Origin of the sequence: Poriferisphaera sp. WC338, assembly GCF_050931845.1 — a bacterium.
In the GTDB taxonomy this organism is placed as follows: Bacteria; Planctomycetota; Phycisphaerae; order Phycisphaerales; family Phycisphaeraceae; genus Poriferisphaera.
This window is the reverse complement of sequence record NZ_CP194516.1, coordinates 428,932-455,245: the sequence shown is the minus strand read 5'-3', so window position 1 is coordinate 455,245 and position 26,314 is coordinate 428,932. Positions and strand designations below refer to the sequence as shown.

The 26,314-nt window shown below is 50.5% G+C and carries 22 protein-coding genes; 7 read left to right on the top strand and 15 right to left on the bottom strand.

The genetic code is table 11. The features are described from left to right. Positions 1-83 precede the first annotated feature (83 nt). From ACQ6WK_RS01870 to ACQ6WK_RS01855, 4 genes are all read left to right on the top strand, one after another. A complete protein-coding gene (locus ACQ6WK_RS01870; RefSeq protein ID WP_432800363.1) occupies positions 84-1,742 on the top strand; it encodes a cytochrome c oxidase subunit I in 1,659 nt (552 codons plus the stop codon). A gap of 183 nt (positions 1,743-1,925) precedes the next feature. After that, positions 1,926-2,891 (top strand): cytochrome c oxidase subunit 3, encoded by a 966-nt coding sequence (locus ACQ6WK_RS01865; protein ID WP_432799044.1) that lies wholly within the window; start codon positions 1,926-1,928, stop codon positions 2,889-2,891. Positions 2,892-2,952: 61 nt separating this feature from the next. Continuing rightward, a complete protein-coding gene (locus ACQ6WK_RS01860) occupies positions 2,953-3,363 on the top strand; it encodes a cytochrome C oxidase subunit IV family protein (protein ID WP_432799043.1) in 411 nt (136 codons plus the stop codon). Positions 3,364-3,538: 175 nt separating this feature from the next. Beyond that, the gene (locus ACQ6WK_RS01855) at positions 3,539-4,240 is read left to right on the top strand and encodes a cytochrome c oxidase subunit 3 (RefSeq protein ID WP_432799042.1); all 702 of its coding nucleotides are present in this window, start codon (positions 3,539-3,541) and stop codon (positions 4,238-4,240) included. A gap of 36 nt (positions 4,241-4,276) precedes the next feature. Here ACQ6WK_RS01855 and ACQ6WK_RS01850 read toward each other — a convergent pair whose 3' ends face one another. The 3 genes from ACQ6WK_RS01850 to ACQ6WK_RS01840 all read right to left on the bottom strand — a co-directional run bounded on the left by ACQ6WK_RS01850 (position 4,277) and on the right by ACQ6WK_RS01840 (position 8,111). Next, complete coding sequence (locus ACQ6WK_RS01850) at positions 4,277-4,978, bottom strand: hypothetical protein (protein ID WP_432799041.1); 702 nt, start codon at positions 4,976-4,978, stop codon at positions 4,277-4,279. A gap of 14 nt (positions 4,979-4,992) precedes the next feature. After that, a complete protein-coding gene (locus ACQ6WK_RS01845) occupies positions 4,993-7,089 on the bottom strand; it encodes a pilus assembly protein TadG-related protein (RefSeq protein WP_432799040.1) in 2,097 nt (698 codons plus the stop codon). A gap of 71 nt (positions 7,090-7,160) precedes the next feature. Beyond that, on the bottom strand, positions 7,161-8,111 hold the full coding sequence (locus ACQ6WK_RS01840) for a TadE/TadG family type IV pilus assembly protein (RefSeq protein WP_432799039.1): 951 nt from the start codon (positions 8,109-8,111) through the stop codon (positions 7,161-7,163). 434 nt (positions 8,112-8,545) lie between these two features. Between ACQ6WK_RS01840 and ACQ6WK_RS01835 the strand changes: the two genes are divergently transcribed. Together ACQ6WK_RS01835 and astD are read left to right on the top strand one after the other, a co-directional pair. Continuing rightward, positions 8,546-9,616: an arginine N-succinyltransferase gene (locus tag ACQ6WK_RS01835; protein WP_432799038.1), complete on the top strand. Its 1,071-nt coding sequence runs from the start codon at positions 8,546-8,548 to the stop codon at positions 9,614-9,616. Positions 9,617-9,661: 45 nt separating this feature from the next. Beyond that, positions 9,662-11,122, top strand: coding sequence for a succinylglutamate-semialdehyde dehydrogenase (gene astD, locus ACQ6WK_RS01830; RefSeq protein WP_432799037.1), 1,461 nt, complete (start codon positions 9,662-9,664; stop codon positions 11,120-11,122). A 185-nt stretch (positions 11,123-11,307) separates the two neighbouring features. Here the strand turns inward: astD and ACQ6WK_RS01825 are convergent, their stop codons facing one another. From ACQ6WK_RS01825 to ACQ6WK_RS01795, 7 genes are all read right to left on the bottom strand, one after another. Next, complete coding sequence (locus ACQ6WK_RS01825) at positions 11,308-12,108, bottom strand: DUF1338 domain-containing protein (RefSeq protein ID WP_432799036.1); 801 nt, start codon at positions 12,106-12,108, stop codon at positions 11,308-11,310. A 337-nt stretch (positions 12,109-12,445) separates the two neighbouring features. Beyond that, entirely contained in the window at positions 12,446-12,880 is a 435-nt protein-coding gene (locus tag ACQ6WK_RS01820) for an Lrp/AsnC family transcriptional regulator (RefSeq protein WP_432799035.1), read from the bottom strand. A 53-nt stretch (positions 12,881-12,933) separates the two neighbouring features. Then, the gene (ald, locus tag ACQ6WK_RS01815; protein ID WP_432799034.1) at positions 12,934-14,046 is read right to left on the bottom strand and encodes an alanine dehydrogenase; all 1,113 of its coding nucleotides are present in this window, start codon (positions 14,044-14,046) and stop codon (positions 12,934-12,936) included. A 630-nt stretch (positions 14,047-14,676) separates the two neighbouring features. After that, positions 14,677-16,287, bottom strand: coding sequence for a tetratricopeptide repeat protein (locus ACQ6WK_RS01810; RefSeq protein ID WP_432799033.1), 1,611 nt, complete (start codon positions 16,285-16,287; stop codon positions 14,677-14,679). A 287-nt stretch (positions 16,288-16,574) separates the two neighbouring features. Further along, positions 16,575-17,666: an ABC transporter ATP-binding protein gene (locus tag ACQ6WK_RS01805; protein WP_432799032.1), complete on the bottom strand. Its 1,092-nt coding sequence runs from the start codon at positions 17,664-17,666 to the stop codon at positions 16,575-16,577. 159 nt (positions 17,667-17,825) lie between these two features. Continuing rightward, positions 17,826-18,665 carry a peptidoglycan editing factor PgeF gene (gene pgeF, locus ACQ6WK_RS01800; protein ID WP_432799031.1) on the bottom strand — a complete coding sequence of 280 codons (840 nt, stop codon included), beginning with the start codon at positions 18,663-18,665 and terminating at the stop codon, positions 17,826-17,828. Between the two features lie 24 nt (positions 18,666-18,689). Continuing rightward, positions 18,690-20,726 carry an Hsp70 family protein gene (locus tag ACQ6WK_RS01795; RefSeq protein WP_432799030.1) on the bottom strand — a complete coding sequence of 679 codons (2,037 nt, stop codon included), beginning with the start codon at positions 20,724-20,726 and terminating at the stop codon, positions 18,690-18,692. Between the two features lie 132 nt (positions 20,727-20,858). Between ACQ6WK_RS01795 and ACQ6WK_RS01790 the strand changes: the two genes are divergently transcribed. Beyond that, positions 20,859-21,260, top strand: coding sequence for a 6-pyruvoyl trahydropterin synthase family protein (locus ACQ6WK_RS01790; RefSeq protein WP_432799029.1), 402 nt, complete (start codon positions 20,859-20,861; stop codon positions 21,258-21,260). A 22-nt stretch (positions 21,261-21,282) separates the two neighbouring features. Here the strand turns inward: ACQ6WK_RS01790 and ACQ6WK_RS01785 are convergent, their stop codons facing one another. From ACQ6WK_RS01785 to ACQ6WK_RS01765, 5 genes are all read right to left on the bottom strand, one after another. Then, positions 21,283-22,155: an alpha/beta hydrolase gene (locus ACQ6WK_RS01785; protein ID WP_432799028.1), complete on the bottom strand. Its 873-nt coding sequence runs from the start codon at positions 22,153-22,155 to the stop codon at positions 21,283-21,285. Between the two features lie 181 nt (positions 22,156-22,336). Continuing rightward, positions 22,337-23,014 (bottom strand): PEP-CTERM sorting domain-containing protein, encoded by a 678-nt coding sequence (locus tag ACQ6WK_RS01780; protein WP_432799027.1) that lies wholly within the window; start codon positions 23,012-23,014, stop codon positions 22,337-22,339. Between the two features lie 128 nt (positions 23,015-23,142). Then, positions 23,143-24,165: an esterase/lipase family protein gene (locus ACQ6WK_RS01775; protein WP_432799026.1), complete on the bottom strand. Its 1,023-nt coding sequence runs from the start codon at positions 24,163-24,165 to the stop codon at positions 23,143-23,145. Between the two features lie 209 nt (positions 24,166-24,374). After that, a complete protein-coding gene (locus ACQ6WK_RS01770) occupies positions 24,375-25,193 on the bottom strand; it encodes a TatD family hydrolase (protein WP_432799025.1) in 819 nt (272 codons plus the stop codon). A 140-nt stretch (positions 25,194-25,333) separates the two neighbouring features. Continuing rightward, on the bottom strand, positions 25,334-26,278 hold the full coding sequence (locus tag ACQ6WK_RS01765; protein WP_432799024.1) for a hypothetical protein: 945 nt from the start codon (positions 26,276-26,278) through the stop codon (positions 25,334-25,336). Positions 26,279-26,314 lie beyond the last annotated feature (36 nt).

Here is a 26,314-nt window from a genome sequence, read left to right as displayed (position 1 = left end):
CCAGCGGTATTCTCCTCAATCAATCCGAAAACCAGTACGACGAAAATGGCAAGTACGTCGGCCCTTCACTTACCGACGATCAGATCAAAGAAAAACTCGAAGCATTCAAACTCAATGCCAAAGGCAACACCGGCAATCTCGTCACTGCTGAAGCACTGATCGCTGCACGTACGGATGCTGAAGCCAAACTGAATGGCAAACTCGCCACCAACAATGATTTTTACAACCAGTCCTTCACCATCCACGGTGCGGTCATGGTCTTCCTCTTCATCATCCCCGCCATTCCAGCCATCATCGGTAACTTCGTTTTACCACTGATGCTTGGTGCGAAAGATGTTGCTTTTCCTCGACTCAACCTTGGATCGTGGTACTGCTACATCGGCGGTGCCATCTTCTTCCTCTGGGTCTTGCTCAAAGGCATCCTTAACATCCTCATCCCATCACTCTTCGCGGAATGGGGCGGCGGTGGCCTCGACACTGGCTGGACCTTCTACACACCCTACTCTCTCGAATCTAACACTGCCGTGATCGCCGCAACCGCCGGCGCATTTGTACTCGGCTTCTCCTCCATTCTCACCGCAGTGAACTTCATTGCTTCGATCCATTTACTACGTCCCAAGGGAATGAACTGGTTCCGTATGCCGCTCATGCTTTGGGCGCTCTATGCAACTGCGGTCATTCAGATCCTTGCCACACCCGTCCTCGCCATCACACTTCTCCTGCTCATCGCAGAGCGAGTTTTTGGCGTCGGCATCTTCAACCCCGAAATGGGCGGCGACCCCGTGCTCTACCAGCACTTCTTCTGGTTCTACTCGCACCCTGCTGTCTACATCATGATCCTGCCTGCGATGGGTATTGCTTCCGAAGTGATCTCCGTCTTCAGCCGCAAGCATATCTTCGGCTACGCCTTCATTGCCTGCTCATCCATGGCCATCGCCATCCTCGGCTTCCTTGTCTGGGGGCACCACATGTTCACCTCCGGACAGTCCGCACTGCTTAACGGCGTCTTCTCCATCATTACCATGACCGTCGCCATCCCATCCGCGATTAAAGTCTTTAACTGGCTTACTACCATGTATAAAGGCTCCATACGGCTCGACACACCCATGCTCTACGCCATCGGTTTCATCTGGCTATTCACCATTGGTGGCCTCACTGGTGTCTACTGTGCAACACTTTCCGTGAACCTGCACATCCACGACACCTACTTCATCGTAGCCCACTTCCACTACGTCATGGTCGGCTCCACCCTCTTCGCATTCCTCGCAGGCATGCACTACTGGTGGCCGAAAATGTTCGGCAGAATGTACTCCGAAAAATGGGGACGTATTGGATGGTTCCTCGTCTTCGCTGGCTTCAACATCACATTCTTCGTCCAGTTCATCATGGGCGCACTCGGGATGCCACGCCGCTACGCAACCTACAACCCTGAATTCCGCATCTGGCATCATGCCTCCACCGGCGGATCATACCTCCTCGCCATCGGACTCTTCGTCGTCCTCTTCGTGTGGATCTACTCGCTCCGCAAGGGTCGCCAAGCTCCCGCCAATCCATGGGGTGCAAACACCCTCGAATGGCACACGATCTCTCCCCCTCCGCACGCCAACTTCGATCACGCACCGCCAACCACCGATCCTTATGACTTCACTCATTGGCGGTATAACGAAGCCATCGCCGGCTACGTTCTAAACGAAGCTGACGAACCCGAAGAAAAAGACGCCATCGCCCGCACCGATAGCTAAGGCGATAAAACAAAATTCATCAGTCGCTGGTTAACGCCGGCTACTGATCTTCAAAACTGAAACATTGACGTTCATGGCCCACGCACGAGGAGCGACCCGTCAGGCAACCGTCACGGAAACAAGATCAATCCTGTTTCCATCGCCGCCCTCCCCTGCCAAGCCAGACTAAAGATGAGATTGACCATGGCGCACGCTGACGAACATCACGATCCTTACTTGGCGCATCATTTTGATTCGCCCCTGCAGCAGTACAGCTCTGCCAAGCTCGGCATGTGGGCTTTCCTCGCAACCGAGGTCCTCATGTTCGGTGGGCTCTTCTGTGCATACGCTGTCTACCGCGGTACACACCCCGAAGTCTTCCTCTACGCGCACCATTTCCTCGACACCACCCTTGGCGCAACCAACACCGTTGTTCTCCTCGCTTCTTCACTCACCATGGCATGGGCAGTCCGCTGTGCGCAGCTCGGACAAAAATGGCTCCTCACCGTCATGCTCTTCCTCACACTCCTCGGTGGTGTCGGCTTCATGGGCATCAAAACCGTCGAGTACACCTCTAAATACCAACACGCACTCTGGATCGGCGACACCAACGCTTTCTATTTCAAGTCTGACAATTACAAAAATCCCGGCGAACTCGAACACGCTGTTGAATATGGCAAAGCACATGCTGCGACCCCACCCGCCGAGGGCGATGAACATGCTGAAGCACAAGTCGCTGATGCCGTAGCTACCGACCAACTCGATGAGCATGCTGCCGAGACGCAAACACATGCCGACGCAACCGCGGAAGTTTCAAACATTACCAGCGCCTCTAGCGCTCCTGCCGGTCTCTCCGCCACTTTTGCGCAAGTTGCAGGTGATGCGGAAGCCTACGAACATCCCACCAAACAGCCCGTGCAGTTTGAAGACCTCACCCCTCGCCAACGCTCGCTGGTTTCTCAGTTCTTCCAGATCTACTACCTCATGACCGGCCTGCATGGCATCCACGTCCTCGTTGGTATGGCTTTGATCTTCTGGCTCTTTGTCGGATCCATCAAAGGCATCTACAACCCACGCAACTATACCCGCGTCGACCTCATCGGCCTCTACTGGCACATCGTCGACCTCATCTGGATCTTCCTCTTCCCCTTGCTCTACCTCATCCACTAACCAGCGCTTAGACCATCCTTCAACCCCCCAAACTTTCACCCTCTTCACCGAGGCAATCAATATGTCAGAACACGACCACAACCACGACGGACCACACGCAGTCCCACTACGAATCCTCTTTGCAGTCTTCATCGCATTGCTGATCCTCACCGCGCTCACCGTCGGCGTCACCAAAGTCGACCTCGGCGGCCTTAACATCTGGATCGCACTCGGCGTCGCCGCTGCAAAAGCCATCCTCGTCGCGCTCTACTTCATGCACCTGCGATGGGATGCCCCCTTCAACGGCCTCGTCCTCGCGTGCTCCTTCGTTTTCGTGAGTCTTTTCATCGGCTTCGCCCTCAAAGACTCACTTGAATACCAAAAGTTCTATGACCGACCCTACATTGTCGACACCCTCGAACCTCAATCTGTTGACGATATCGCTGTCCCAATCAATACCGACCACAATGCTGCCGAAACCCCCACTCATTAAGCCGCCTTATATCGCACAACCCACAAAAAACCACAAGCTCGCGGATGATTACCGTGAGCTTTCTTATTGGACAAATCATACGTCTCTACGCAACATCCCCTTCTGGCCAACCGCCGCCACCCACCCCTAAGATACACCATGTGAACAACATCCCAATCGAATCATGAGGTGATCCGTGCCTGACAAACAAAACCTGACCGGCAACCAACAACGTGACATCCGCCGCAAACCCGTTCCGCTTCGCACCGGCATCTTTGGCATGCGCATCTTTCTCATCTCTGTCGGCATGCTCTTCGTCGCCTCAATGATTGGCTACCTCATCTTCGATTACCAGATTCGCCAACCCTATGAAATCGTCACCACCACCGCGGAAGGCTCGCCCCAAAAAGAAACTGTCAACCCCGACATCCCCAACATTCATATGCCTCTCCTACTTTGGCTTTCTTCATTTATTCTCATCGCCTCCACTCTAACTATGCAGGCCGCCCTCAAGCACGTTCAATACCAACGTCTCCCGCAGTTTAAACGCATGATCAATATCACCCTCTTCCTTGCCATCGCATTCATCCTCGTTCAAACACCAGCTATGATCGAATTACTGGATCAACACTACAACTCACTTGCAGCAGCAGCCACACCCGACATCCCTTGGACCGGCAGACAGCTCGCGCTCTTCGGCTTCATCGTTTTTCTGATCGCCCTCCACGCCGCACACGTCATCGGTGGCCTCATCCCCCTCGCCGTCGTCCGTAAAGAAGCTTATCTCGACCGCTACGACCACGAACACTACGGCCCCATCAAATACCTCACCATGTACTGGCACTTCCTTGACGCGGTCTGGATTGTGATGTTCCTCACTCTCCTCGTCTCTGCTTAACGCAACACCCCTGTCTAATCCTCTATTAGATAGATATTAATCTAAGTGCGGCCCGCCATACCCCGGTACAAACGTATAAAACTGCTGCATCAAATCCGCCCCTTCCACCCCATCATCTATCATCGGGTCAAGAAACGCATCCATTTCAGCATAGTATGTCTCACGAATCGTATCGATATGTGTCAGCCGCGGTGATGTCGGTACCCAACCATGCGATCCATCCAAACGCAGCCCATTCGCAAACTTCCATTCATTGCCAATCCGCAAAAACCCGTGCCTGTTCGGCCTTTCCATTTCATGAAAAATCGGCACCTCTTCCTGATGTATCGTTTTGAAATGCAACTGCCGCCCCGATGGGAAGCTCTCCACCACATCCATGATGAAGGCCGCCTGCGATGGGTCTTCCAAATCCGCCAGTGATGCATCAAAAATCGATCGTGCACCACCCGGAAAATAATCCTCCCGGTGGATCTTGATCGCGTCCGCATTCCCACCGAGAAAAGCCGCATTCAATCCCGCCTCATCGTTCACCCCTTCCCCATCGGTCACTTCCCGCCACGTCTCATACCGGTCCATCATCGAGTCACGCTGAAACCGGACCATCCCATAGCCAAAGAACACCAACAGCGCGAACACCACAATCAAGAGCGGCATCACCATCACCGCTTCTGCCATCACACTCCCCATCTGCCGATGCAATCGTTCACGTTCCATGTTGTCCACCAAAGTATTTTTCATCATCATCCTCATAACTAATGGTGCAGCATCACATCTTCCAATGGCTCAACACTTCGCATGTACTTAAGCAGCTCCTCCAAACCTTCGTCACGCACCACCGGAATCTGCCTAAGTTGCGGCAACTCATCTTCCAATTGATCCACCCAATCCTTCATTCCTCCCACCGGCTCCAACCCCACATGCCACATCTGCGTCCACAGGTCAAAAGAATGATTGTTAAACACCCGCGCCTGAGCAAGCCCCACATGTTGATCATAAGATTGATTTTTATCGAATCGGCTTGGCCAGATCGCACTCTTATTCGGATGCCGCACGATACTCAGTAAATGCATCGAGTCCTGTGTTGCTTCATCACTCACATCAATCTTGTCATGATCAAAACCGATCGGCGCCGGCGATCGTTCATCATTCGGTGAAAACCCTGCGTACGGATCACGTACCTTCACCGGCAACCCCACATTCACCCCAACAAACATAAACACCGCACGGTAATACAATCGCTGCGCGACATATTCCCACTCACCTTCTTCGTTCCGTTGCCTCAGCGGCGGTAAATCAACCTCAGGATCACCGCCCCGGTCTGGTCCATCCGGATCGGTATACATCACATGCTGCCACTCCCACATATATGGTCCAAGCTTCCGCCAAATCGGTGCAGGATCTTTCGGATCAGGACTCACAAACATACGCTCCGGCGAGCCACCCGTTGGCCATACCCAACCCGGATAACGACGCACAATCGGAACCGGCGTGTTCCGCCGATCAACATAATTCCACGTCACACCACGCATCGATTCATTGTTTGGGCTCCCCGCTACCTTCGACTTCACCTCACACACCACAAACATCGTCTCGCGGATTTCTTTCTCTTCATCGTCCGGCTGCGGATTCAAGATCCGCTGAATATACTCATTGTCTCCATCGTGACTCCGCTCATTGTCACTGAGCATATCCGCTTCCCAGTCCGGCTTCACCAACAAAATGTCATCATTCACTTTCGGCCAAACATATCCCATTTTCAACCAACTGATCACATCTGCCCAATACCGCAGCCGATGATATCGCTTACTCGGGATCATTTGCATCATTCTTTCACGCGGCCCAAAGGTGCGATACCATTCCGGCGTGCGGCCCGAGTTCTCCAATGCATGCGGCCAATATCCAAGCCCACCCGAAAAATAAACCGGGTCCGCGTCCATCACCCGCCAACCAAACACCGTATCCCACGGCCCTCGTCGCTCTTCATCATGATCAACCTGTCCCAAACCGAGCGCCACCCGATCGCTCACAATCACCCGACTACTATCGTTCCCCGGCAGCATCCCTTTCTTTACTGGCCGTTCAAAATCATCAAAAACCCCGCGTTTCCAAGGCATTTCCTCCCACACCGGCAATAGCACACCTGTCCCATCTACACTATCCCGAATGTTTGCTTCCGCCGCTTCCACCGCTGCGGTCTGCGCACGTAGCGGTAAATCCTGCATGATCTTTTGATTCATCTGATCAAGTGATTCAAGCACTTGCCAGTAGCGACCTCGTCTTCGATCTGGCTCCACCTCACCCGTGTCGTAATGTGTTTGCTGAATCACCTCCAGCGCATTGTGACGAAGCTCATGATCCAAATCGGTGTAACGATCAAGATCCGCCCTAATATTGTAATCCCCACCATCAAGCTGCTCACGCTCATACATAATCTCAAGCAACTCTCGCACCCAATAATGACTCACACCCTGATTAAGCTGCCATCGAATTACATCACTCAATACATTCAGCTGCCCATGATCTTCTTCACCCGGATGGGTCACCACAAAATCAATCGCCTGCGGCATCGCATCTTCAACATTGATTGCGGCAATCACCCGAGTCATCTCTACATTATTCATTGCCACCGTGTTCATCGCCCGCGCCACTTCAGTGGCACCCGCTGTCACCGCCGCATCTGCTGCATTCTGCGTCACCACCTTCGCTTGCAAATTCCGTCCCGTATTGAACAGATAAAACACAATCGCACCCAACAACACGAGCGCCAACATCACCAGCACAATTACCACACCCCGCTCCCGCTCTCGGCCACGTATTGCCATAATATTCGTGCGTTGCTCTTTTCTCATGCTCACCATTCCTCGATCATCATCTAATTTCATAAATAGACGTTAGATGCCTTCATCACAATCAGTGCCGCTCACGGATAATACCGACCATAATCCCAATCACGACCCCAATAATTTCTTCGTTGAATACTGGGCCTCTCCGGTAAAGCCGGGTCAATCCCCTCATTCGTCAAACTCACATGCGCTTGCACCAACGCATACGCGCCCACCGCTCCTTCTTCCTCAAACCGCCCATCTGCAAACAATCCACGCACATACGGCACCGATAAATTCAATCGATGCACCACACGCACTGTTACCGCCTCACGCACCCCAGCTTGATAAAAGTCATCCTCCACCAGCTCAAACACCCGCCCTTCCTCATCCATACTGACCATCTCCAACATCTCGATACGTGTATTAGCCGCTGCGTATCGCAATCGTTCTCCCGCCATCCGCTCAACCCACACCGGTACCGGCCGCCCCAATAACTCATAATGCTCTTTTAAACCCGCCACAAACCCGTCAACATCAACACCCACTGTCGCCATATCTTCCGTCCACTTCCCACTCACGGATACCAAGCTCATCGCCGCTGCTCGCTTAATCGCATCATACTTTGGCCTCCGAAACTCTTGATTGAGCATCATCCAATTCCGATCTCCACCTCCTGCTTCCCGCGCATCCACCGGCAAGTACGTCACCGCACATCGTGTCGCATTGTAAGCCGCGTAATGCACAAACAGATTCCCCACCATTAACTGCATCACTTGCACCAGTAGTAACACAATGAACAACAACACCGGCAACACCATCACGAACTCAATCGTGATTGTTGCCCGTTCACCATCGGTTGATTTCTCTTTCTTTGCTTGCTCGACATCCATCTCGCCGCGCACTTTGCGATGATGCAAGCGGTAACTCCCCCTCAGCAAAACAACCAGCACACCCAAGCACGCGACAAACAACAGTAACAACATCACACCTTCGCTCGTACCAACCAGCGGCCGCCACCATACATATCCACTTCCTTCTGACAGCATTATGCTCCTTCGTGCATCAATCAGTCGCGCATCACGCCCTCACCCTTCCAAACATCTATCTGTTTATCGGCCCCCTATGCCCCAATCCTCCCACGCGCCCATAACTACACCGATAACACCAGCATAACGCCTCAGGCTCAAATCTCATTGCTTTTCTTTCAGTTACCATCAAACACATACACCTCACCTTACCACATCAACCCTTTGTTCCATTAAACCACACCATGTCATTTCTATACGAATTTCGTACCAAAATAATTATCTTGTACGAAATCATGACCACCAATCCAAAACTCGTGCAATCCATTTTTCAGTCTTGTATAATTATAATGATTGTAAAGAACCATCATGCCCCTGCAGGCAACGCGAGAACACGGTTCATATCATTCTTTTTACCCCACAGATGCCTCGGCATCGATGTAGGCTGCGCTCATATGGTTATTATCCGTCCCATCCAATATTCCGACCTAGATCAATTCATTGCACTGGTCAGCCAAGCTGATTTCGGCATGACCTCACTCACCAAAGACCCCGATTACCTCGAAAAACGCCTCTACGACTCTATCCGCGGTTTTGATCGCATTGACTACAAACCTACCCCCGGCGAAGCGTTTATGTTCGTCATGGAAGATATCGAAACCCGCAAAATCGTTGGCACCTCCGGCATCGTTCCCAAAGTTGGCGGCTTCGAGCCCTTCTACGCCTTCCGACTTAAAACTGGTGTCAATAAGTCAAACCTCCTCGGCATTCAAAAAGAAGTCCGCACACTCCATCCATACGCCGAACATAACGGCCCATGTGAAATCTGCTCACTCTTCCTTGATGAAAATTATCGCAACTCCGGCAATGGCCGCCTCCTATCCCTCTCCCGCTTCCTCTTTATGTCCGAACACCCCACACACTTCGACCCCGAAATCATCGCTGCCATGCGTGGCGTCATCGACGCCAACGGTCACTCCCCCTTCTATGACGCGCTCAGCCAACACTTCTTCGACATCGACTTCCTCGAAGCCTCCCGTCAATCCGTCTTCGACAAATCCTTCGTCGGCGAACTCATGCCTAAGCACCCTATCTACGCATCACTACTCCCACAGCATGCACAAGAAGTTATCGCCGACGTCCATCAAAACACCCGCCCCGCACTCAGACTACTCGAGCAAGAAGGCTTCGTTTTCTCCGGCCTCATCGACATCTTTGAAGCTGGCCCGATCCTCACCTGCCCACGCAACAAAATCAGAACTCTCCGCGAATCCTCCGAAGCCGTCATCGACAAATTCACAACACCCACCAACCGAGATGATCTCTACATCATCGCCTCCCACAAGCAAGGCTTCTGCGCCACATCCGCCTACATTGAAATCCTAAACGACGAGCACATCGGCATCGATCAACAAACAGCCAATGCCCTCGGACTTTCCCTCGGCGACTGGGTCCGCATCGCACCCATCCGCCCTCAAAACCAACCTAAAAAGAACCTCGCAGAATCTGAACCCACAGCCGGTTAAGACCCGATACAACCCCAATAACCCTATAAAATAAGTATTAAAACCATGACTCATTATTGCAATAACCAGTGGTTTGACGGCGATGGCAGCACCTTTAGCTCCACCGCTCCATACGAACAATCCGTCATCTGGACTGGCGAAAACGCCACCGAATCCGAAGTCGATCGCACTGTTTCCGCCGCACGCGCCGCCTTCCCGGCATGGGCCGACCTCTCCATTGATGCTCGCCTCACTTTCATCCAAACCTACAAAACACAACTCGAAGAAAATCGGCTCCACCTCGCGCGTACCATCGCCCAGGAAACCGGCAAGCCACTCTGGGAGTCCGATCAAGAAGTCGGTGCGATGATCGGCAAAGTTCAACTCTCACTCGACGCTTCTAATGAGCGCTTAGGCGAACAATCTCTACCTGTCGGCGATGCCACCGGCATCACACGCTACAAACCCTATGGCGTCTGCGCCGTCTTCGGCCCCTTCAACCTCCCCGGACACCTCCCCAACGGACACATCATCCCTGCTCTACTTGCTGGTAACACCATCGTCCTAAAACCAAGCGAAAAAACACCACTTGTCGCACAAGAGATGATCAAGCTCTGGCATAATGCAAACCTCCCCACCGGCGTCATTAACATGACGCAAGGCGATGCCTCTACAGGCAAAGCGCTCGCACTTCATCCAAACATCGACGCTGTCTTCTTCACCGGCTCCTACAACGTCGGCCGCGCCATCAACAAAATGCTCGCCGACCATCCTGAAAAAATCATCGCGCTCGAAATGGGCGGCAACAACCCACTAATCGTCCATGAAACCGCCGACCTCGACGCCGCCGTTTACATGACTATTCTCTCCGGCTACATCACCGCCGGACAACGATGCACCTGCGCACGTAGACTCATCGTCCCGCAAACCTCACAAGGCGATGATTTCATCGAAAAACTCACCGTGCAAATCCGTAAGATCACAGCAGGAAAATGGGATGCCGAACCCCAGCCCTTCATCGGCACGCTCATAGACAAAAAAGCTGCAGAATCACTACTGAATACGCAGCAAAACATGATCAATCGCGGTGCACGATCACTTCTGTCTATGCATCAGTTAGACGGCTCCCCCGCCCTGCTCTCACCCGGCCTCATCGATACTACACACATGACCGATCCCGTCGACGAGGAATGGTTCGGCCCACTCATGCAACTCAAACGTGTTCCTAACTTCGACGCCGCAATCGAAGAAGCAAACCAAACATCCTTCGGTCTTTCCGCCGCACTCCTCAGCGATAGCCAGGAACACTACAACAATTTCTTTAGCAAGATCCGCGCTGGTATCGTCAATTGGAACCGCCAAACCACTGGCGCTTCAGGACGGCTCGCCTTCGGCGGCTGCGGCAAATCTGGCAACGGGCGCCCCGCCGGCTTCTACTCTGCCGACTACTGCGCCTTCCCTGTCGCATCCCTCGAAGCCACCGCACTTCAGATGCCCGACAAACCTATCATCGGCACCGGCTACTAGTCACACACAACACCATCAAGCATTCCCACCAAGCCCGCTCGCTCTGCGAGTGGGTTTTCTTAGTGATATGTCTAATCACCAATTAGATACTAAAAATCTCTATAAAAAAAGCCTGAAAACGTCTCCGTTTCCAGACTCAAGGTTTTACCCTTACTCCCAACAAAACATATCGCAGGCATATGCCTTTATTTCTGACGATCGGTACTCTCAAAAATCTTGTCCGCCGACTGTGCCACAAACCCCTTAAAGATAGTGCCATCTGCTTGTGGATATCGCCGTGCAAACTCATAGTAGCACGCCGGCACGACAAACTTGCCATCAGCAAAATCAACCTCAACCTTATCCGCCAATGTTGATGATTGCTCCAGCAAAATGTCCGGCGTACCTTTAATCTCGCCACCACTTGTATTCAGCGCATAACCATTATCTTTCAGGAACTGATTCATCCCTTCAAGACTATCAATCGTCTTTAGCTCATTCACATACACCGTGAAGTGATTCGCACGATAACCAAACGCGCTGAGCCAACCTGCATACTCACTCTCATCCGCAAGCTTCAAGTATGTTTCATGTGAAACATCCCATAGCTTACCCATACACGGGAAATCGTCCTTTGCATAAGCATCGTCGCTAATCTGATCAATCAAACCTTTCACGGTCTGTTGCAGCTCTTCGCTAAACTCTTCTAGCTTAAGCTCACTGATAAACACGAGTGGTAAAGTCGGGTCTGCATGCTCGAAATGCTTTGCACGAAGCTTTTTTGCTTCAAACTGATATTCGCCCTTAGCGACATACCCGTGCTTCTCAAAGTACTTTCCAAGTGCTTCGACTCCCACACGCGGGTCGTTATACGTCCGCAATGCGATGTGGTCATTCGCAACCTTCTCACCACGCGCTTCAAGCAAAGCATGGATCTCTTTTGCTTGCGGGATCAGGTCACTGTAATCTTTCCAAAGCAGGTCCAATAGTTCATGGGCATCGTTCATGATTGTCTCCAGTTCTCGCGTTTGAGCCCAACATTGATAAACCGTCAACACATCACATGCGTTGGCGTACGATATCGTGGCAAGCCACGCCCACATCACCTGCCACTTCAATCAATTTAATTGTTGTTAATCATCGACAACATCATTTGAGCTACATCAGGACTCCCATTCAATGCCTGATACAACCCGCCACACAACCCGGAATATTCCCAAACCAGTCTCCAATCATCCCGCCCCTTACTCCAAAGCCTACAGCCAATTTTCATTGACTGCCGGCTAAACAAACCAACCGTCTATCTTACGGTCTATCTACCAATAACACACGTGCTTTCACACGTTAAACATACTTATGATAACTTTTCAAAAGCAAGAAACTTTCAGTTGCGGAAATCCCATCAACCTGCGGCAATGTCTCCGTCAAAAAACGGACCAACCCCTTGTTTGAATCAATTAGCAATTCAAGCAAAAGATCGTATCGACCTGAAACCACAGACACCGACAACACGCCTTCCAACTCAGAGATATCGCTCGCCTTCTGATCCAGCAGCCGCGACTCTTTCACGTTCACGCCGATAACCGCAATCTGCTGATTATCCAGAACATCAGGATTGATAAGTGCACGAACTTTCAAGATGCCAGCTTCCTTTAGCCGCTGTACACGCTTACGCACCATGCCTTCCGACACGCCGAGTTGTCGCGCGATCTGATTGTTAGACTCATACCCTTGTCGAAGGATATCAGTAATCTTCCAATCCATTTCATCCGGGGTCATGCGTTATCTCCTACAAAAACGAACGTGCAAGTTACCATCCTTTTAGCCGTTAACTATAACACGTCGCTGAGCGGTGTGTATGCCAAGCCAAATGCTTCAGCCACACCTTCATATGTACACCTGCCATCATAAACATTCACGCCTGGAATCAGATCCTTGTTCGCCTCACATGCGCCCTTCAGACCTTTCTCCGCAAGCAGCAAACCGTATGGCAATGTCGTGCTTGTCAGCGCCAAAGTCGATGACCGTGCCACCGCACCCGGCATGTTCGCCACGCAGTAGTGCACCACATCATCAATCACAAAAATCGGATCGCTGTGTGTTGTTGCCTTGGTCGTTTCAAAGCAGCCGCCTTGATCCACCGCAACATCTGCAATCACAGCACCCTTTTTCATCATCTTCAAGTGTTCGCGTTTGATCAAATGTGGTGCCTTCTTGCCCGGCAATAACACCGCACCCACAATCAGATCACTTTCCCTCACAACCTTTTCGATGTTCGCATCGTTGCTGTAAAGCGTCGTAACGTGCCCACCAAAAACATCGTCAAGGTATGACAGACGATTCGCCGACACGTCGAGAATCGTTACTTCAGCACCAAGACCGACCGCCATCTTTGCCGCATTTAAACCAACTTCACCACCACCGATGACAGCAACTTTACCCCGTGAAATACCGGGAACACCACCGAGCAATACGCCACGCCCACCGTAGGTCTTCTCCAAGTACTTCGCGCCCTCTTGGATTGAGAGACGTCCAGCAATCGCGGACATCGGACGGAGACAAGGCAAAGCACCGTCTGGAGTTTCGATGGTCTCGTAGGCAACGCCTTGTACCTTCTTCTTCATCAATGCATGCGTGAGCTCTTCTGCAGCGGCAAGATGCAGATAGGTATATAAAAGCTGCCCTTCACGGAAGAGATCAAATTCCTCAGGAAGCGGCTCTTTGACCTTCACAATCATGTCACAATGATCGAATATAGCTTTTTTATCTGCAAAGATTTGCGCACCTGCAGTGGTGTATTGTTCGTCGGAAAAACCGGCACCCTCGCCAGCACCTTTCTCCACCGTAACTTCATGACCACGAGAGATATACGCCTTTACACATGCCGGCGTCAGACCGACACGATACTCATGGGTTTTAATTTCTTTAATTGTACCTATTTTCATCTTTAAATCCTATTCTGTGACGAATGTCGTACTTATTTATCCATTCACAAGCGGATATCGTACAAATTTGGGCGTAGAAATAAAGCTAAATTCTATAATTATGACACTTTTTTATTTTTGGCACGCGATTGCCGTGATTCAAGGCGAATTTTCCCGCACTACACCGCTCATACTATTGATTTCGATACCTCCTCCTCATGATGCAGCCGTTTTCCACCCCAATCAGCCTTTTCTCTATGAGATTCGTAAACAGGCAACGGTTGAAAAACAAAAATAAAACGCCACAAGCTTGCGACGTTTTATTCAGAGTTTTGATGCGAATCTTGCCTACTGATCGAGCTATTGCCTAACTGGTTCGAATAGCCGCTGGTGACATAAGTGTGAGGCTCGTGAGGAGACATTCATCAGAGACAAATCGAGGATCGCCTAAGTGATCAAAATATTATTCAGCGTGTTAAATGATGGCGCCGCGCACCTTATCCACCTCACCATTACCTTGCTTTCGATCAACAATAGATGTTAATCGAGGCAATCTCCACAGCCGCACGCGCAACCATAAGTCATTGGCAGCTTGAATACGATAACATGACATCGAAGAACGTACGAAGCATCCCATGCAAACATTAAAAATTAGGGCTGTTTGTTTTGAACTGCGGACAGTGACTTGGCGGAGGTTCTGGCAGCTCGCTGCTGCCTCTGTGTGTCTTTTGCTAACGCTCGCAAGGCGAACTCTTCGTCATCACGACGGGTCGCACGACAAATTTCTATCAAACGATAGACACAATGAAGACGGCAACCATCGAAACGGACTTGTTCTTTTTTGTAATCTGCAACCTTCTTGTAGTCCGCAAACAGTTGGTCATACAACAATTCCGCATGAGCGTAGTTATTGTAGGCAAAATAATTGTCGGCGAGCCCAAGCTTAATGGCCATGGTTTGTTGATGGTATCGGCCGTTGGCGTCATATGACAATGCCAAAGCGCGCTCAAAATAGGATTCAGCCTTATCATACTGCTTGCGACCTGCTTGAATCTCTGCAAGATGCGCGAGGATCACTGCGGTATCCTTATCAAACGATGTCTCGTCAGCTTCGGCGGCTGCAAGGGCCTGCTCAAAATATTTCAGCGCATCATCAATCATGTGCTGATCTTGTGCCTGCTTCGCACGGGTAAACAGTTTGATGTAATACGGCTGGTCCGAGTGAGTAACTGCAACAGACTTCTGATTCAATTTGTCTAATAAAGCCTTTGTTTTCCGGGCATTGATATGATTTGGCCCTAAAGTTTGACGGGTTATCTCAAGCGATTCTTGCAGATATTCCTTGGCAACTTCAGTCTCTGTGATTGCGATATGGAGTTCTGCCAGCCCGTGCAGATAGGAGGCGGTTCGATGATTGATCCGCAGACCATGGTCCGTCATCATTTTGACGGCGCGTTCCAGAATCGGGATCGCCTGACGGAACTTTCGCTGTTTGTATAAACAGCCGCCATAACCATGCAGTGTTTCCGCATATTTTGGCGCCTCGATGCTGATATGATTCACCTCGTGTATGGCGATTGATTCTTGATAAAGTTTTTCAGCTTTTACAAACTGCTGTTTGCTTTCATACACCTTGGCAAGAGTGTTTTGGATGTTGGGCAACAGGGGGTGGTAGCCGCCCATGAGAAGATGTTCTTTGTAAATTTTGATTGCGCGAAGACTGAACGATTCTGCTTGCTTAAGATTGTTGAGTTCGTAATACAGAACAGCCATACTGCCGTATCCAGTAGCCCGGCCGGGGTGCCCTTCTGGTAGGGTTTCTTCACGGATTCTCAGTGATTGATCATATAACACAGTTGCACTTTGCAAATCACCGAGCTTTCTATATACATGTCCCATGTTTCCAAAACAAGTCGCAATATGTATCGGCTTTGGTTCTAGTTGTGATTTTTCTATCTTCAGCGACTGCTGATAGTGAGTCAGTGCCTTTTGTGGTTGATGTAATTGATTATGGAGGTTACCGAGATCGAGCAGGAGCTTCGCAACGCGCGGGTGGTTGGGGCCGAGTGTTTTGACAGCGAGTGCATGGGCTATCTCAGCATACGAAAGTGCATCCTGAGTGTTATTCAACAGCAGGCTTCGCTTCATTTCAAAAATCAGATCGTTCAAACTTACCTTGGCATCGTGATTGGTTTTTGAAGCTGCTTGCGGCTCGGCGCCGATCGCTGGACAGGCGTACAGCAACACGGCCAATATTAACATGGCGGACTTGATCGTATGTGGATTCACATGGACCCCGGTTTTGACGTGTAATATAAACAGCGTAACACTACTTACGACACTAAAATGATCGGTTGGCCAGAGAGGTGCTATCACTGAACAGAATTACATATTGAATAATTAGGTAGGATTGTAACGCTTCTACGAATTGCGAAAAATGCATGTCTCGTAACCCAACAACATCGCTCCGTGATGACGCGGCAAGGCAAAAATATCCGAAAGCAAACTGATCGCTTACAACAAAGAAAACAGTGTGATTTTCGCACTGATTAGTCAGCGAGAATAACGACATCGTTGGGCGCAACAGTAACGTGGATACGATCAGCAGATCGATCCATGAGGTGTGGATTGAGCTCAAACGCTTTAATTGGAAGGTTATCCGAAACGGTGAGTTGATACTGAGCCATTTCGCCCAAGTAGGTTATATCTTTTTGCGCAGCAATGAAGGAGTTGGCGTGACCGTTAAGTTCGTTGACGGGATTGTGATCGAGACTGAGTGCTTCTGGTCGTATAGAACAAGTGATGTTGCCTGTGTCGGGGAGGTTTTCTGGGAAAACGGAGGAAGCAAGTTTGCCAAGAGGGGAATCGAGAATGATTTGATCGTTATCACGTGAAACAATTTCGGCAGAGATAAAATTTGTCTCACCGAGAAAATCCGCGACGAAGCGAGATTGAGGACGATCGTAGAGTTGTCGGGGTGAACCGGTCTGCATGACGGCACCCGCACGAAGGACGGCAATACCATCGGCCATAGATAGCGCTTCTTTTTGATCGTGCGTGACGTAGACAGCGGTGATGCCCGCGTTTTTACAAATGCGTCGGATTTCGGATCGCATGCTGAGTCGAAGCTTTGCATCAAGGTTAGAGAGAGGTTCGTCGAGAAGCATAACATCGGGTTCGATGACAAGAGCGCGAGCAAGGGCGACGCGTTGCTGTTGTCCGCCAGAGAGTTGGTTAGGCTTGCGGTCAGCGTACTGCTCAATCTCGACGGCACTCATGGCAGCCTGAATTTTGTCAGCGCGTTGCTGTGCGCTGAATTGTGATTTGCGTTTGCCGACAGTGAGGCCGAATTCGACGTTTTGCGCAACGGTCATGTGGGGCCAAAGTGCGTAACCTTGGAAAACCATGCCCGTATCACGTTTGTTGGCAGGCTCGTGTGTAACATCGCGATCACCAAAGTGGATAGATCCGGCAGTTGGATCGGTGAAGCCTGCAAGCATGCGAAGAAGCGTAGTCTTACCGCAGCCTGAGGGGCCAAGGAGGAAAAAAAGGTCACCGGCGCCGATGTTAAGGTTAATGCCGTCAACAGCGATAGTTTCGCCGAAATGTTTGCGGAGATTTGAAATGGTGATAGGGATCATAGGTACCTCATGTTAAGCCTGAGGAAAGCAGATTAACAGATGGGCTAAGGGGCGGCTACCGGGCGTATTTATTTTTTTGTTAGAAGGGTTAATGTGGCGCGATGAGAGGGTTAAAGGGGAGGAATTGAGGTTGTGAAATGGATGAGAATAGTATGAAGATCAGTCCACAGACGGTATGGCGATAATGGCAGCATGGCGGCCAGTGGTGGAGAGATGGTTGTGCGTGACATCACGGCGGTGAGAAAAAAATTGGTCGGTGTTGGCGTAACTACAGGGGAAGGAAGTATCGATTTGACCAGAGGGTAGACCAAAGGATTCGAGCTGGATACGTGCTGCGAGCATGAGGTCGATGTGCAGCTTTGGCCAGTGGGGTTTGGTGATGACGGCGGGAGCGAGATTGTTTTGGATGAACTGATCGGCAACATCTTGCGAGATTTCGAAATGCTCGGCGGAGATGGCGGGGCCGATGGCGGCGATAAAATCTGAAGGTGATGCTTGCGCAGATGTTGAATCGTGATACGAAAGCATGGCGTGGATAGTATTAGGTATGATGCCCGCGACAAGGGATCGCCAGCCCGCGTGGACGGCAGCGATGAGGTCGCCTTGCTTGTTGGCAATGAGAATGGGGAGACAATCGGCGGTACGGATAGTGAGCATGCGCGCGGAGCGATGGGTGATAATCGCATCAGCTTTGGGGGCGCAGTTGGGGTTAGTGGGTTTGTCATCCGGAATGAAGATATCATGGCCGTGGACTTGATTGACGGCCATGCGGATAATGCGCTCGAGGTTTAGTGCGGCGCGAAGACGGCGAAAGTTGTGTGCGATGCGTGGCACTTCATCGACAGTAGCGGTAAGTGGTGAAGCAAGATTAAGTGAATCGCAAGGTATAGGGGAAACGCCGCCTACACGGGTGGTGAAAGCGTGAGTGATATTGATCTCGTCGAGGAGAGAGGAGTGGAGAGTGACGAGGCCGTTTAGATGTTGCTGTTGTCTCATCATGAGATAGATATTGCGGGAGAGATATTATTGTGAAGCGAGACCTTCATCGCGGAGGGTTTTGGCGATGTTGAGTTCGGCGAGTTTGATGGTGGCATGGTCCATGTCGGTGTGAGCTTTTTGGAACGCGTCGGCGTCGGGGTTATTAGCATCAATGAATGACTGAACGGTTTTCACGTGAGACTCGATTTCAGCACGATAGGTAGGATCGATTTCGTCGGCAACACGATCAAGTTGTTTGTTGATATTTCGAATGTCTAGTTTTGCATTGAGGCGAAGATCAATAAGCCGATGAACATTCATATCCTCGCGAGCATGCTGGAAGGCTTCTGTTTCGATTTGTGTAATTTCTTCGGAGGTGAGGCCATGGTTTGGGATAATTTGAATGGCGGCACGTTTGCCGGAACGTGCTTCGGTGGCGGATACAGAGAGGATGCCGTTAGCATCGACAAGGAAGGTGACTTCGATTTTAGGAAGACCTGCGGGCATAGGGGGAATGTTGCGGAGTTCAAATTGCCCAAGGGATCGGCAATCTTTGACGAGTTCGCGTTCGCCTTGGAGGATGTGAATCTTGACGTTGGTTTGCCCATCAACGTAGGTAGAGAAGATTTCGGTGGCGCGGGTGGGGATGGTGGTATTGGCGGTGATGAGTTTGGCGACGGCGTCTCCCATGGTTTCAATGCCGAGGGAAAGGGGGATGACGTCGAGGAGGAGACGGGAGGAGGAGATGCCCATGAGGATAGAAGCTTGGACAGCAGCGCCGAGTGCAACGACTTTGTCGGGGTCAAGCGCGGTGTAGGGGGTGGTGTTGAAGAAGTCGCCGACGTGCTGACGGATAAGTGGGATACGTGTGGAGCCGCCAACCATAATGACGCGCTCGATGTCGGCAGGAGTAAGATTGGCGGCGTGAAGTACGGCCTGGCAGGCAGTGATGGTCTTGTCTGCCCAAGGAGAAATGAGGGATTCGAACTCTTCGCGGGTGATAGATCGGGTGTAAGTTTTGCCGCCACCAATTGCAATTTCGATGTTGGCTATCTCATCATTAGATAGACGGATTTTGGTTTGCTCCGCGAAGTTGCGGAACGCTTGACGAGTGGATGGAGGAAAGTCGATGGATTTGCCGTCGAAAAATTGAACGGCAATTTCGGATTGGATGAGATTAATGAGGAGATTGTCGACATCATCACCTCCAAGATGGGTGTCGCCAGCGGTTGCGAGCACCTGATCAACAGAACCTGTATCTGTTTGAGTGAGCCGGAGAATGGAAATGTCGAACGTGCCACCGCCAAGATCGTAAACAGCTATGATCTGCTCATTCTGCGCTTGCTTTTCAGACCCGGATGATGATGGCGATTCTGGTGTGCTACATGCTTCGGGATTGATTTTGGTGGAGAGGGAGATACCCCCAGATGTTTTGTGCGAAGATTTAGGCACGGGAGCAGACAAGCCGTAAGCAAGTGCAGCAGCAGTGGGTTCATTGACGATACGGACGACTTGCAGGCCGGCGATACGCGCGGCATCTCGGGTGGCTTGACGTTGGGCGTCATCGAAGTAAGCGGGGACGGTAATGACGGCTTTCTTGACAGGGGTTTGGAGTGCAGCTTCGGCGCGGGATTTGAGTTCAGTGAGGATGAGTGCGGAGATGTGCTGAGGGGAGATGATGTTGTTACCGACTTGGATGCGAGCGGTATTTTGCGGGCCTTCAACGACAGGGTATGGGAGCGTGGCGGCTTCATCAGCGATGTCAGCGAGAGCACGACCCATGAGACGTTTTACGGAGTGAATGGTATTGGTGGGGTGGGTGATGGCTTGTGCACGGGCGGAATGACCAATGTCTTCGAGGGAGCTATCGGCAAGCGATAGACGAACGACAGAAGGGAGCGAATCCTCGCCCTCGGGAGTTGCGCTTTCGGCAGTACTATCCGCCGTACTATGGGAGGGGATGAGGATACGTGGACCACGCTCGTCACAGAAAGCAACAAGTGAGTTGGTGGTGCCGAGGTCAATGCCTATGATGGGCTCGGTGCTGGGGAATGATGTTGTTTCTGAGGTGGGGTTGGCCACGTGGGTCTCCGAAAAGCGGTGAGATTGCGTGTGGTTCGCAAGAAAGAAGTGTAAGGGGAGCAAGCGAGTGAGACAATCAGGCAAGGGGATGAACGGGGCTAATGAGGTGTTGATTGCGATAAGGAGCCGACGATGTATGAAATCGAGATTGTGAAGGTTTTTCGAGCGGGCCATGCGCTGCGATTGCCGAACGGCGGGTTGGAGGATTATCACAAGCATGATTGGCAGGTCACAGTGTGCGTAGGGAGTGGAGAGCGATTGGACGCGCTGGAGACGGTAATGGATTTTCATGTGCTGGAGAAGGTGGTGGATGAGGTTCTGGCTGCGTGGGACGGAAAAAATTTGAATAAGGTAGAAGGGTTTCGAGATGGCGATCAGGGGGCATGGAATCCGTCGGCGGAGCGCGTGGCAGAAATGGTGGCTAAGCGAGTGGATGCGAAATTAAGAGAGATGGACAAGGGAGAAGCGGCTCGTGTGCTATGGGCACAAACGACCGAAGCACCGGGATGTATTGCAAGATATCGGATGAAATAAAGAAACGTAAAGTGATGAAAGATTATTCTGCAGAGTGATCCAACTCATCTTGATCAAGTTGGCTGATACGCTCATTCAGGAATTGCATGATCGTTTCAGTCGGTGGATCGTGGGGGAGACCGAGTTGGCGGTTGATAGTGAGATGGGTTTTGTCGTCATAGCCAACCGCAGTGGCGAAATGATTATATTTGTTGAGCCGCTTAGCAAAGTTGGTGGCAGCACGTGAAGCATCGCGACGGCTATTGCAGTAGAGCAAAAGAAATGGCGGAATGGGATTGGATTCAGTTTGCTTATTGATATGAAAGGCGGGGGAAGCATCTTGCCATGTAAGAAGGTCCTGGCCGAGAGCTTGTACGAGCCATGATTTGTCAGGAACAAGCAAAGCGAAACGACGGATGGGAAGAAGATCGTACTTGGCAGTATCGATAGGGATAACGCCTTTGAGAATGTCGAGGGGAAGATCGTGTTCAGCGAGATAGCTGGGGTTAGTGGCAATGAGTGCGGCAAGATATGCGCCAGCGGAGTGACCAACAATAAAGAGACGATCTGGATTCCCATGATGCTGTCTAATCATTGAATAGATGTGGGCAATAGCCGCTGCCGTATCCTGAATGTGCATGGGGTGTCGAACTGGCGCGCTGGGCTGGCCGGGAGAGAGTCGATAATTGATCGAGATAAAGATGTAGTTTTGCTGGGTGAAGAAGGCGGGTTTGTGATGGACGCCGCGTTTGTCACCAATCTTTAGGGCTCCGCCGTGAATATAGATGATGACGGGCAGAAGCGGTTTATCTGGGGCGGGCGAGGCAAGCTCCGCAGGCTTGTAGATATCCATCGAAGTGAGATGGGGGTCGTAGTTCTCGTATTCCGCATAGACAACATCACGATGGATGATCATTTTGGTGGAAGAATCATCGGCAGCGCAAATGGGCGTAGCAATTACCACGAAAAAAAGAACCGCACATAGAAGCCTACAAAAAAGATGATGTGACAAATGAACGGGGTTGGTTGTACTCATATGAGTTTAACGCTGTGGCTTGTGGAATGATTGCATGGGGTTATCGGCTAATTATAACAGCTTATGCGGAACGGCGACGATGAAGCAAGAGTGCGCCAGTGCCAAAGAGAGCCAAAGCGGCGGGCTCAGGGATAGGAGCAGAAGGCAATGACGGTGGAGGTATGGCGACAAGCTCCATATGGATATAGCCAGTCTCACCACGGCGATTACCAACAGAGTTATCGGTGATGCTGAATGTGCTAGGAGATGCATTGGAAGTACGTGATAAACCAGTGATATGCATGGCATATTCTTGGCCATCAATAGTCATGGTTTGTTCACTGGTGGTTTGATTGAAGCGGAGTGTTTGTGAATACCAGCCACTTTCCAGATCTACCTTGAAACTGAAAACATGGTTGTCCAAAACATAATTAATATAAAAATGTGAAAGTGGATTTTGACGCATGGTGTAGGCAGAGAAATTGTATTCAAGCGCTTTGATGGAGCTGTTGGTGTTCACCTTGCCGGCGGTATTACTTGTAATAGTGGCAAGGGACATACGCGAGGAGGAATAACGATTATCGATAACAATCATTTGATCCCAGTAGCTGCCAGCACGAGATGAGATGCTTGCGTTCGGACTGGAAGCAGAAAAATGAACGCTGGGTGACATCATCGCGGCATGAACGCTGGTGTGCTGCATCGCAACGATCGTCAACGTGGTAACAACAATAGCACGAAACAAATAGTGCAATAACATCTGGTCCTCCGATTCGAGAGATGCAGCTATAACATCGTGAAATTTAAACTGACAATGAAACGTACATAATGTAAAACCCCGAGGCAAAAAAATTTGACTGATTTTGTACGAAAGGTGCTGAATAGTACTCAGTTTGTCATGGGTGAAGAAGTAGCTGTATCTTGCGGTGGTGCTTGGCGTGTTTGACTGGTTGAGGTGATGGCGGGTGGATGATTATTTGAGATAGGTTTGCTCTTGCCCCCGAGAGTGGGAGCAGCATCAGCGTACTGGGCTTGTTGCGACTGCGGTTCGGATTGCGGAAGTGTGGGAAGCGGCGGCTGGTCAGCGGCAGCAAGCGGTTGTTCATGACGAAGACGGCGGGCAATATCAGCGATAATGCGGCGATCGCCGGCTGCACCACCATGAGCCGCTTGGAAGGGGCGGTTGTCAACCCAAATTACGTTGTAACCTTTAGGATAAGTGTTGTGTTCTCCAACAGTCATGTCCTCAAGGCGGGTATAGGGGATCATGGTATAGCGATTGTTTTGCTTAAGATCTTCGTCGAGTTTTTCTAGAAAGATAGAATTAGGTTTCATGTCACGAGCGGATGAATCAAACCATGCGGCGAGGAACGCAAAACGTGCCCCTTGATGAGGTGTACTGACGGTATAAAGATTTTTAATGTTGAGGCGTTTGGTGTGGGCGTTGGGACCGACATCTTTGGGCGGGATCGCAGCATAACGTGCAACAAGTCCGCCCATGGAAAAACCTATGACATCAACTTCGACTGTCTGATCAGGATCGTTTGAGGGAAATTGTTTTTCAACCTGCTTCACAGTATTGCGTGCAGATTCATCGAAAGAGGAGGTGAGAAAATAGTTGACGGTAATGATGTCATCATTCTCACCGGTTGCTTTGTGGATTTTTTTTGCCATAGAAGCTGGTGCGAAACCAGGATCACCCCATCCACCCAGAATAATAACGGGGCGCTTAAGAGAAACAGGGTTATCTTCCATGTCTTTTAGTTCTTCTTTAGCTTGGTCGTGTGTGGTGGCAAACGCGGGATTGGTTCGGTGATTGAACCCACAACCGAAGGCAAAGAAGGTACAAAGGGTGATGAGAACAACCATCGCGGCTCGGATGACGGCGGGCATGAATCGAATCACTGACATGATGAATCCTATAAACATCAAACACGGCTGTAAGGCGGGGCAGCAATTGGGGCACTAAAGCCATCGGCAGGATTAAACGTATAGTCAGTTGTGAAAAACCCGCCCCTCGTGGATTGCATCGATGAATTCCAATGATCTAGGATCGTCCATCGTTATTATTAATTATGTTGATATCAATATGACAGCAATTATTGGATACGTGAATACTCTCATGGCACAGGTTTTATCCAAGGGTCGAAAAGATAGGTTGCATTGTCCCATAGCTGACTGGCTAACTTATCGGGTGAGACACTTAATAGCTGAGCAAGTTGAGGAAAAAAGTCGGCAAGATGAGCGGGTTCATTGCGGATACGTCCTTCAAGATGCTCGGGCGTGTGGGTATATTCGTCGGGCGGAAGCAGATATGGCGCGTCAGTTTCGATCATAAGACGGTCAAGCGGAACAACTTGGATGGCACGACGAAGCTGAGTACGGCTAACATCAAGAATATTGGCGGAGAAAGAGAAGTAGCCACCAAGTTCAGAAAGTGTTGGAATCATTGATTCGGGGCCAGCGTAGCCGTGTAAAAGAAAACCACGATCAGGAACATCCTCATCGGTTAATACTTCGAGAAGCCAATCCCATGCATGCAAGCAGTGGATAGAAAGGGATTTTTCGAGCTTGTGCGCAAGACGGAGCTGTTCGCGAAACACCCCTTCCTGAAGTATTTCGTCTCGGGGCTTGACCCATTGATCAAGACCTACCTCACCTATAAGCGCGTTGGAAAGTTTGATCCGTTTTTCGAGTTGGATCAACCAATCATCAGGGGCTTGATCGATAAACCACGGGTGCAGGCCAAGCGCGGGAATGACATGCGGATATCGGGCGGTAAAACCAAGAATTTCATCCCAATCTTCAGGAGAAGTCGCGTTACAAACAAGATATTGGACGCCAACTTGCTCAGCATGCTCGATCACCTGTTGACGATCCTTTGCGAAAGAACCGTCTTGCAGATGGCAGTGTGCATCAATGATGTTGTATCGCTTCATAGCGTCCTCGGAGAAAGAGGATGCGCGCCCCCTGCCCTATGTATCGGCGGATTGCAGCATAAAGCGCAATCGACACATGGAAATGGTAGGCGCAAGATATGAATGCTGTGTGCTTAAATATCTAGAAGTGATGTGATAGATTATTGGTCGTCTGGCCAGATGATTTTATCACCGGATATTTTTCGCTGAACTTTTTGTTTGATGTTGAAGTTAAAGAGATTTTGTGGGCGGACAATGCGGACGACTTTAACAGCTCGAATGCGTGAGAGCGAAACAGTTTGATCAGCAAGGCCATTCGTGGATCCTTGAGAAGACCAATAACGTAGTTTTTTGATGGGCACATCGTTGGGATTTTCAGGTTGCTCGATGACGTAACCAAGGAAGATAACGGAGTGTCCACCACCATTGGTCCAAGAGATGTTCATAAAATCACCGGGACGAGCGTGCATGGGATCGATCACTTTACCGATGCGAGTATATTGCACAAGTGCGAAGTGGTTACCAAAACCGTCATCGTTCCAGTGCCCCCACATTTTAACACCGTCATTACGCCGACCACCATCGGGTTCCTGCATTCGAAGTGCTTCAAGGATGCGTGGCTTGATCTTGGGATACTTTCCGTTGTTCTGATCCTTGCTGTAGTGATTGATGCCTTCGATGAAGGCAGAGTAAGAAGAGCCAGAGCAGTAGGAGGTGGTGCGGGGAGCTTTGAGAAGTTGCTTACCAAAAACTGAGAGGTTGTAACCAATAGGCGATTCAGTTGGTTTTGCTTTGATACCAATGAAATAACCACCACCATCGGGTGCAGAAGCTTGAACAACATCAATACCACGAAGAACGAAGTGATTGTAACCTAGCACATCCTTAGCGAAGTATTCTTCGTGTGAAGTGTGATAAGCGGGCAGCGCAGCCTGCTCAGGAGACAAGATATAGCGAGTACCATCATCTGTTGTGGGATGACTGGAGAAAACACGCTTTTCAGCAGGTTGGGTTGTGGCAGGTTTATCCTTGGCAGAAAGGGTCGCAGTGAGACCGCACAAAACGATGACCATGGACAATATGGGGAAGAAAGTGCGTGTGGGCATGGGTAAGACCTTTTTAGGTATACTGATAGTTATTGA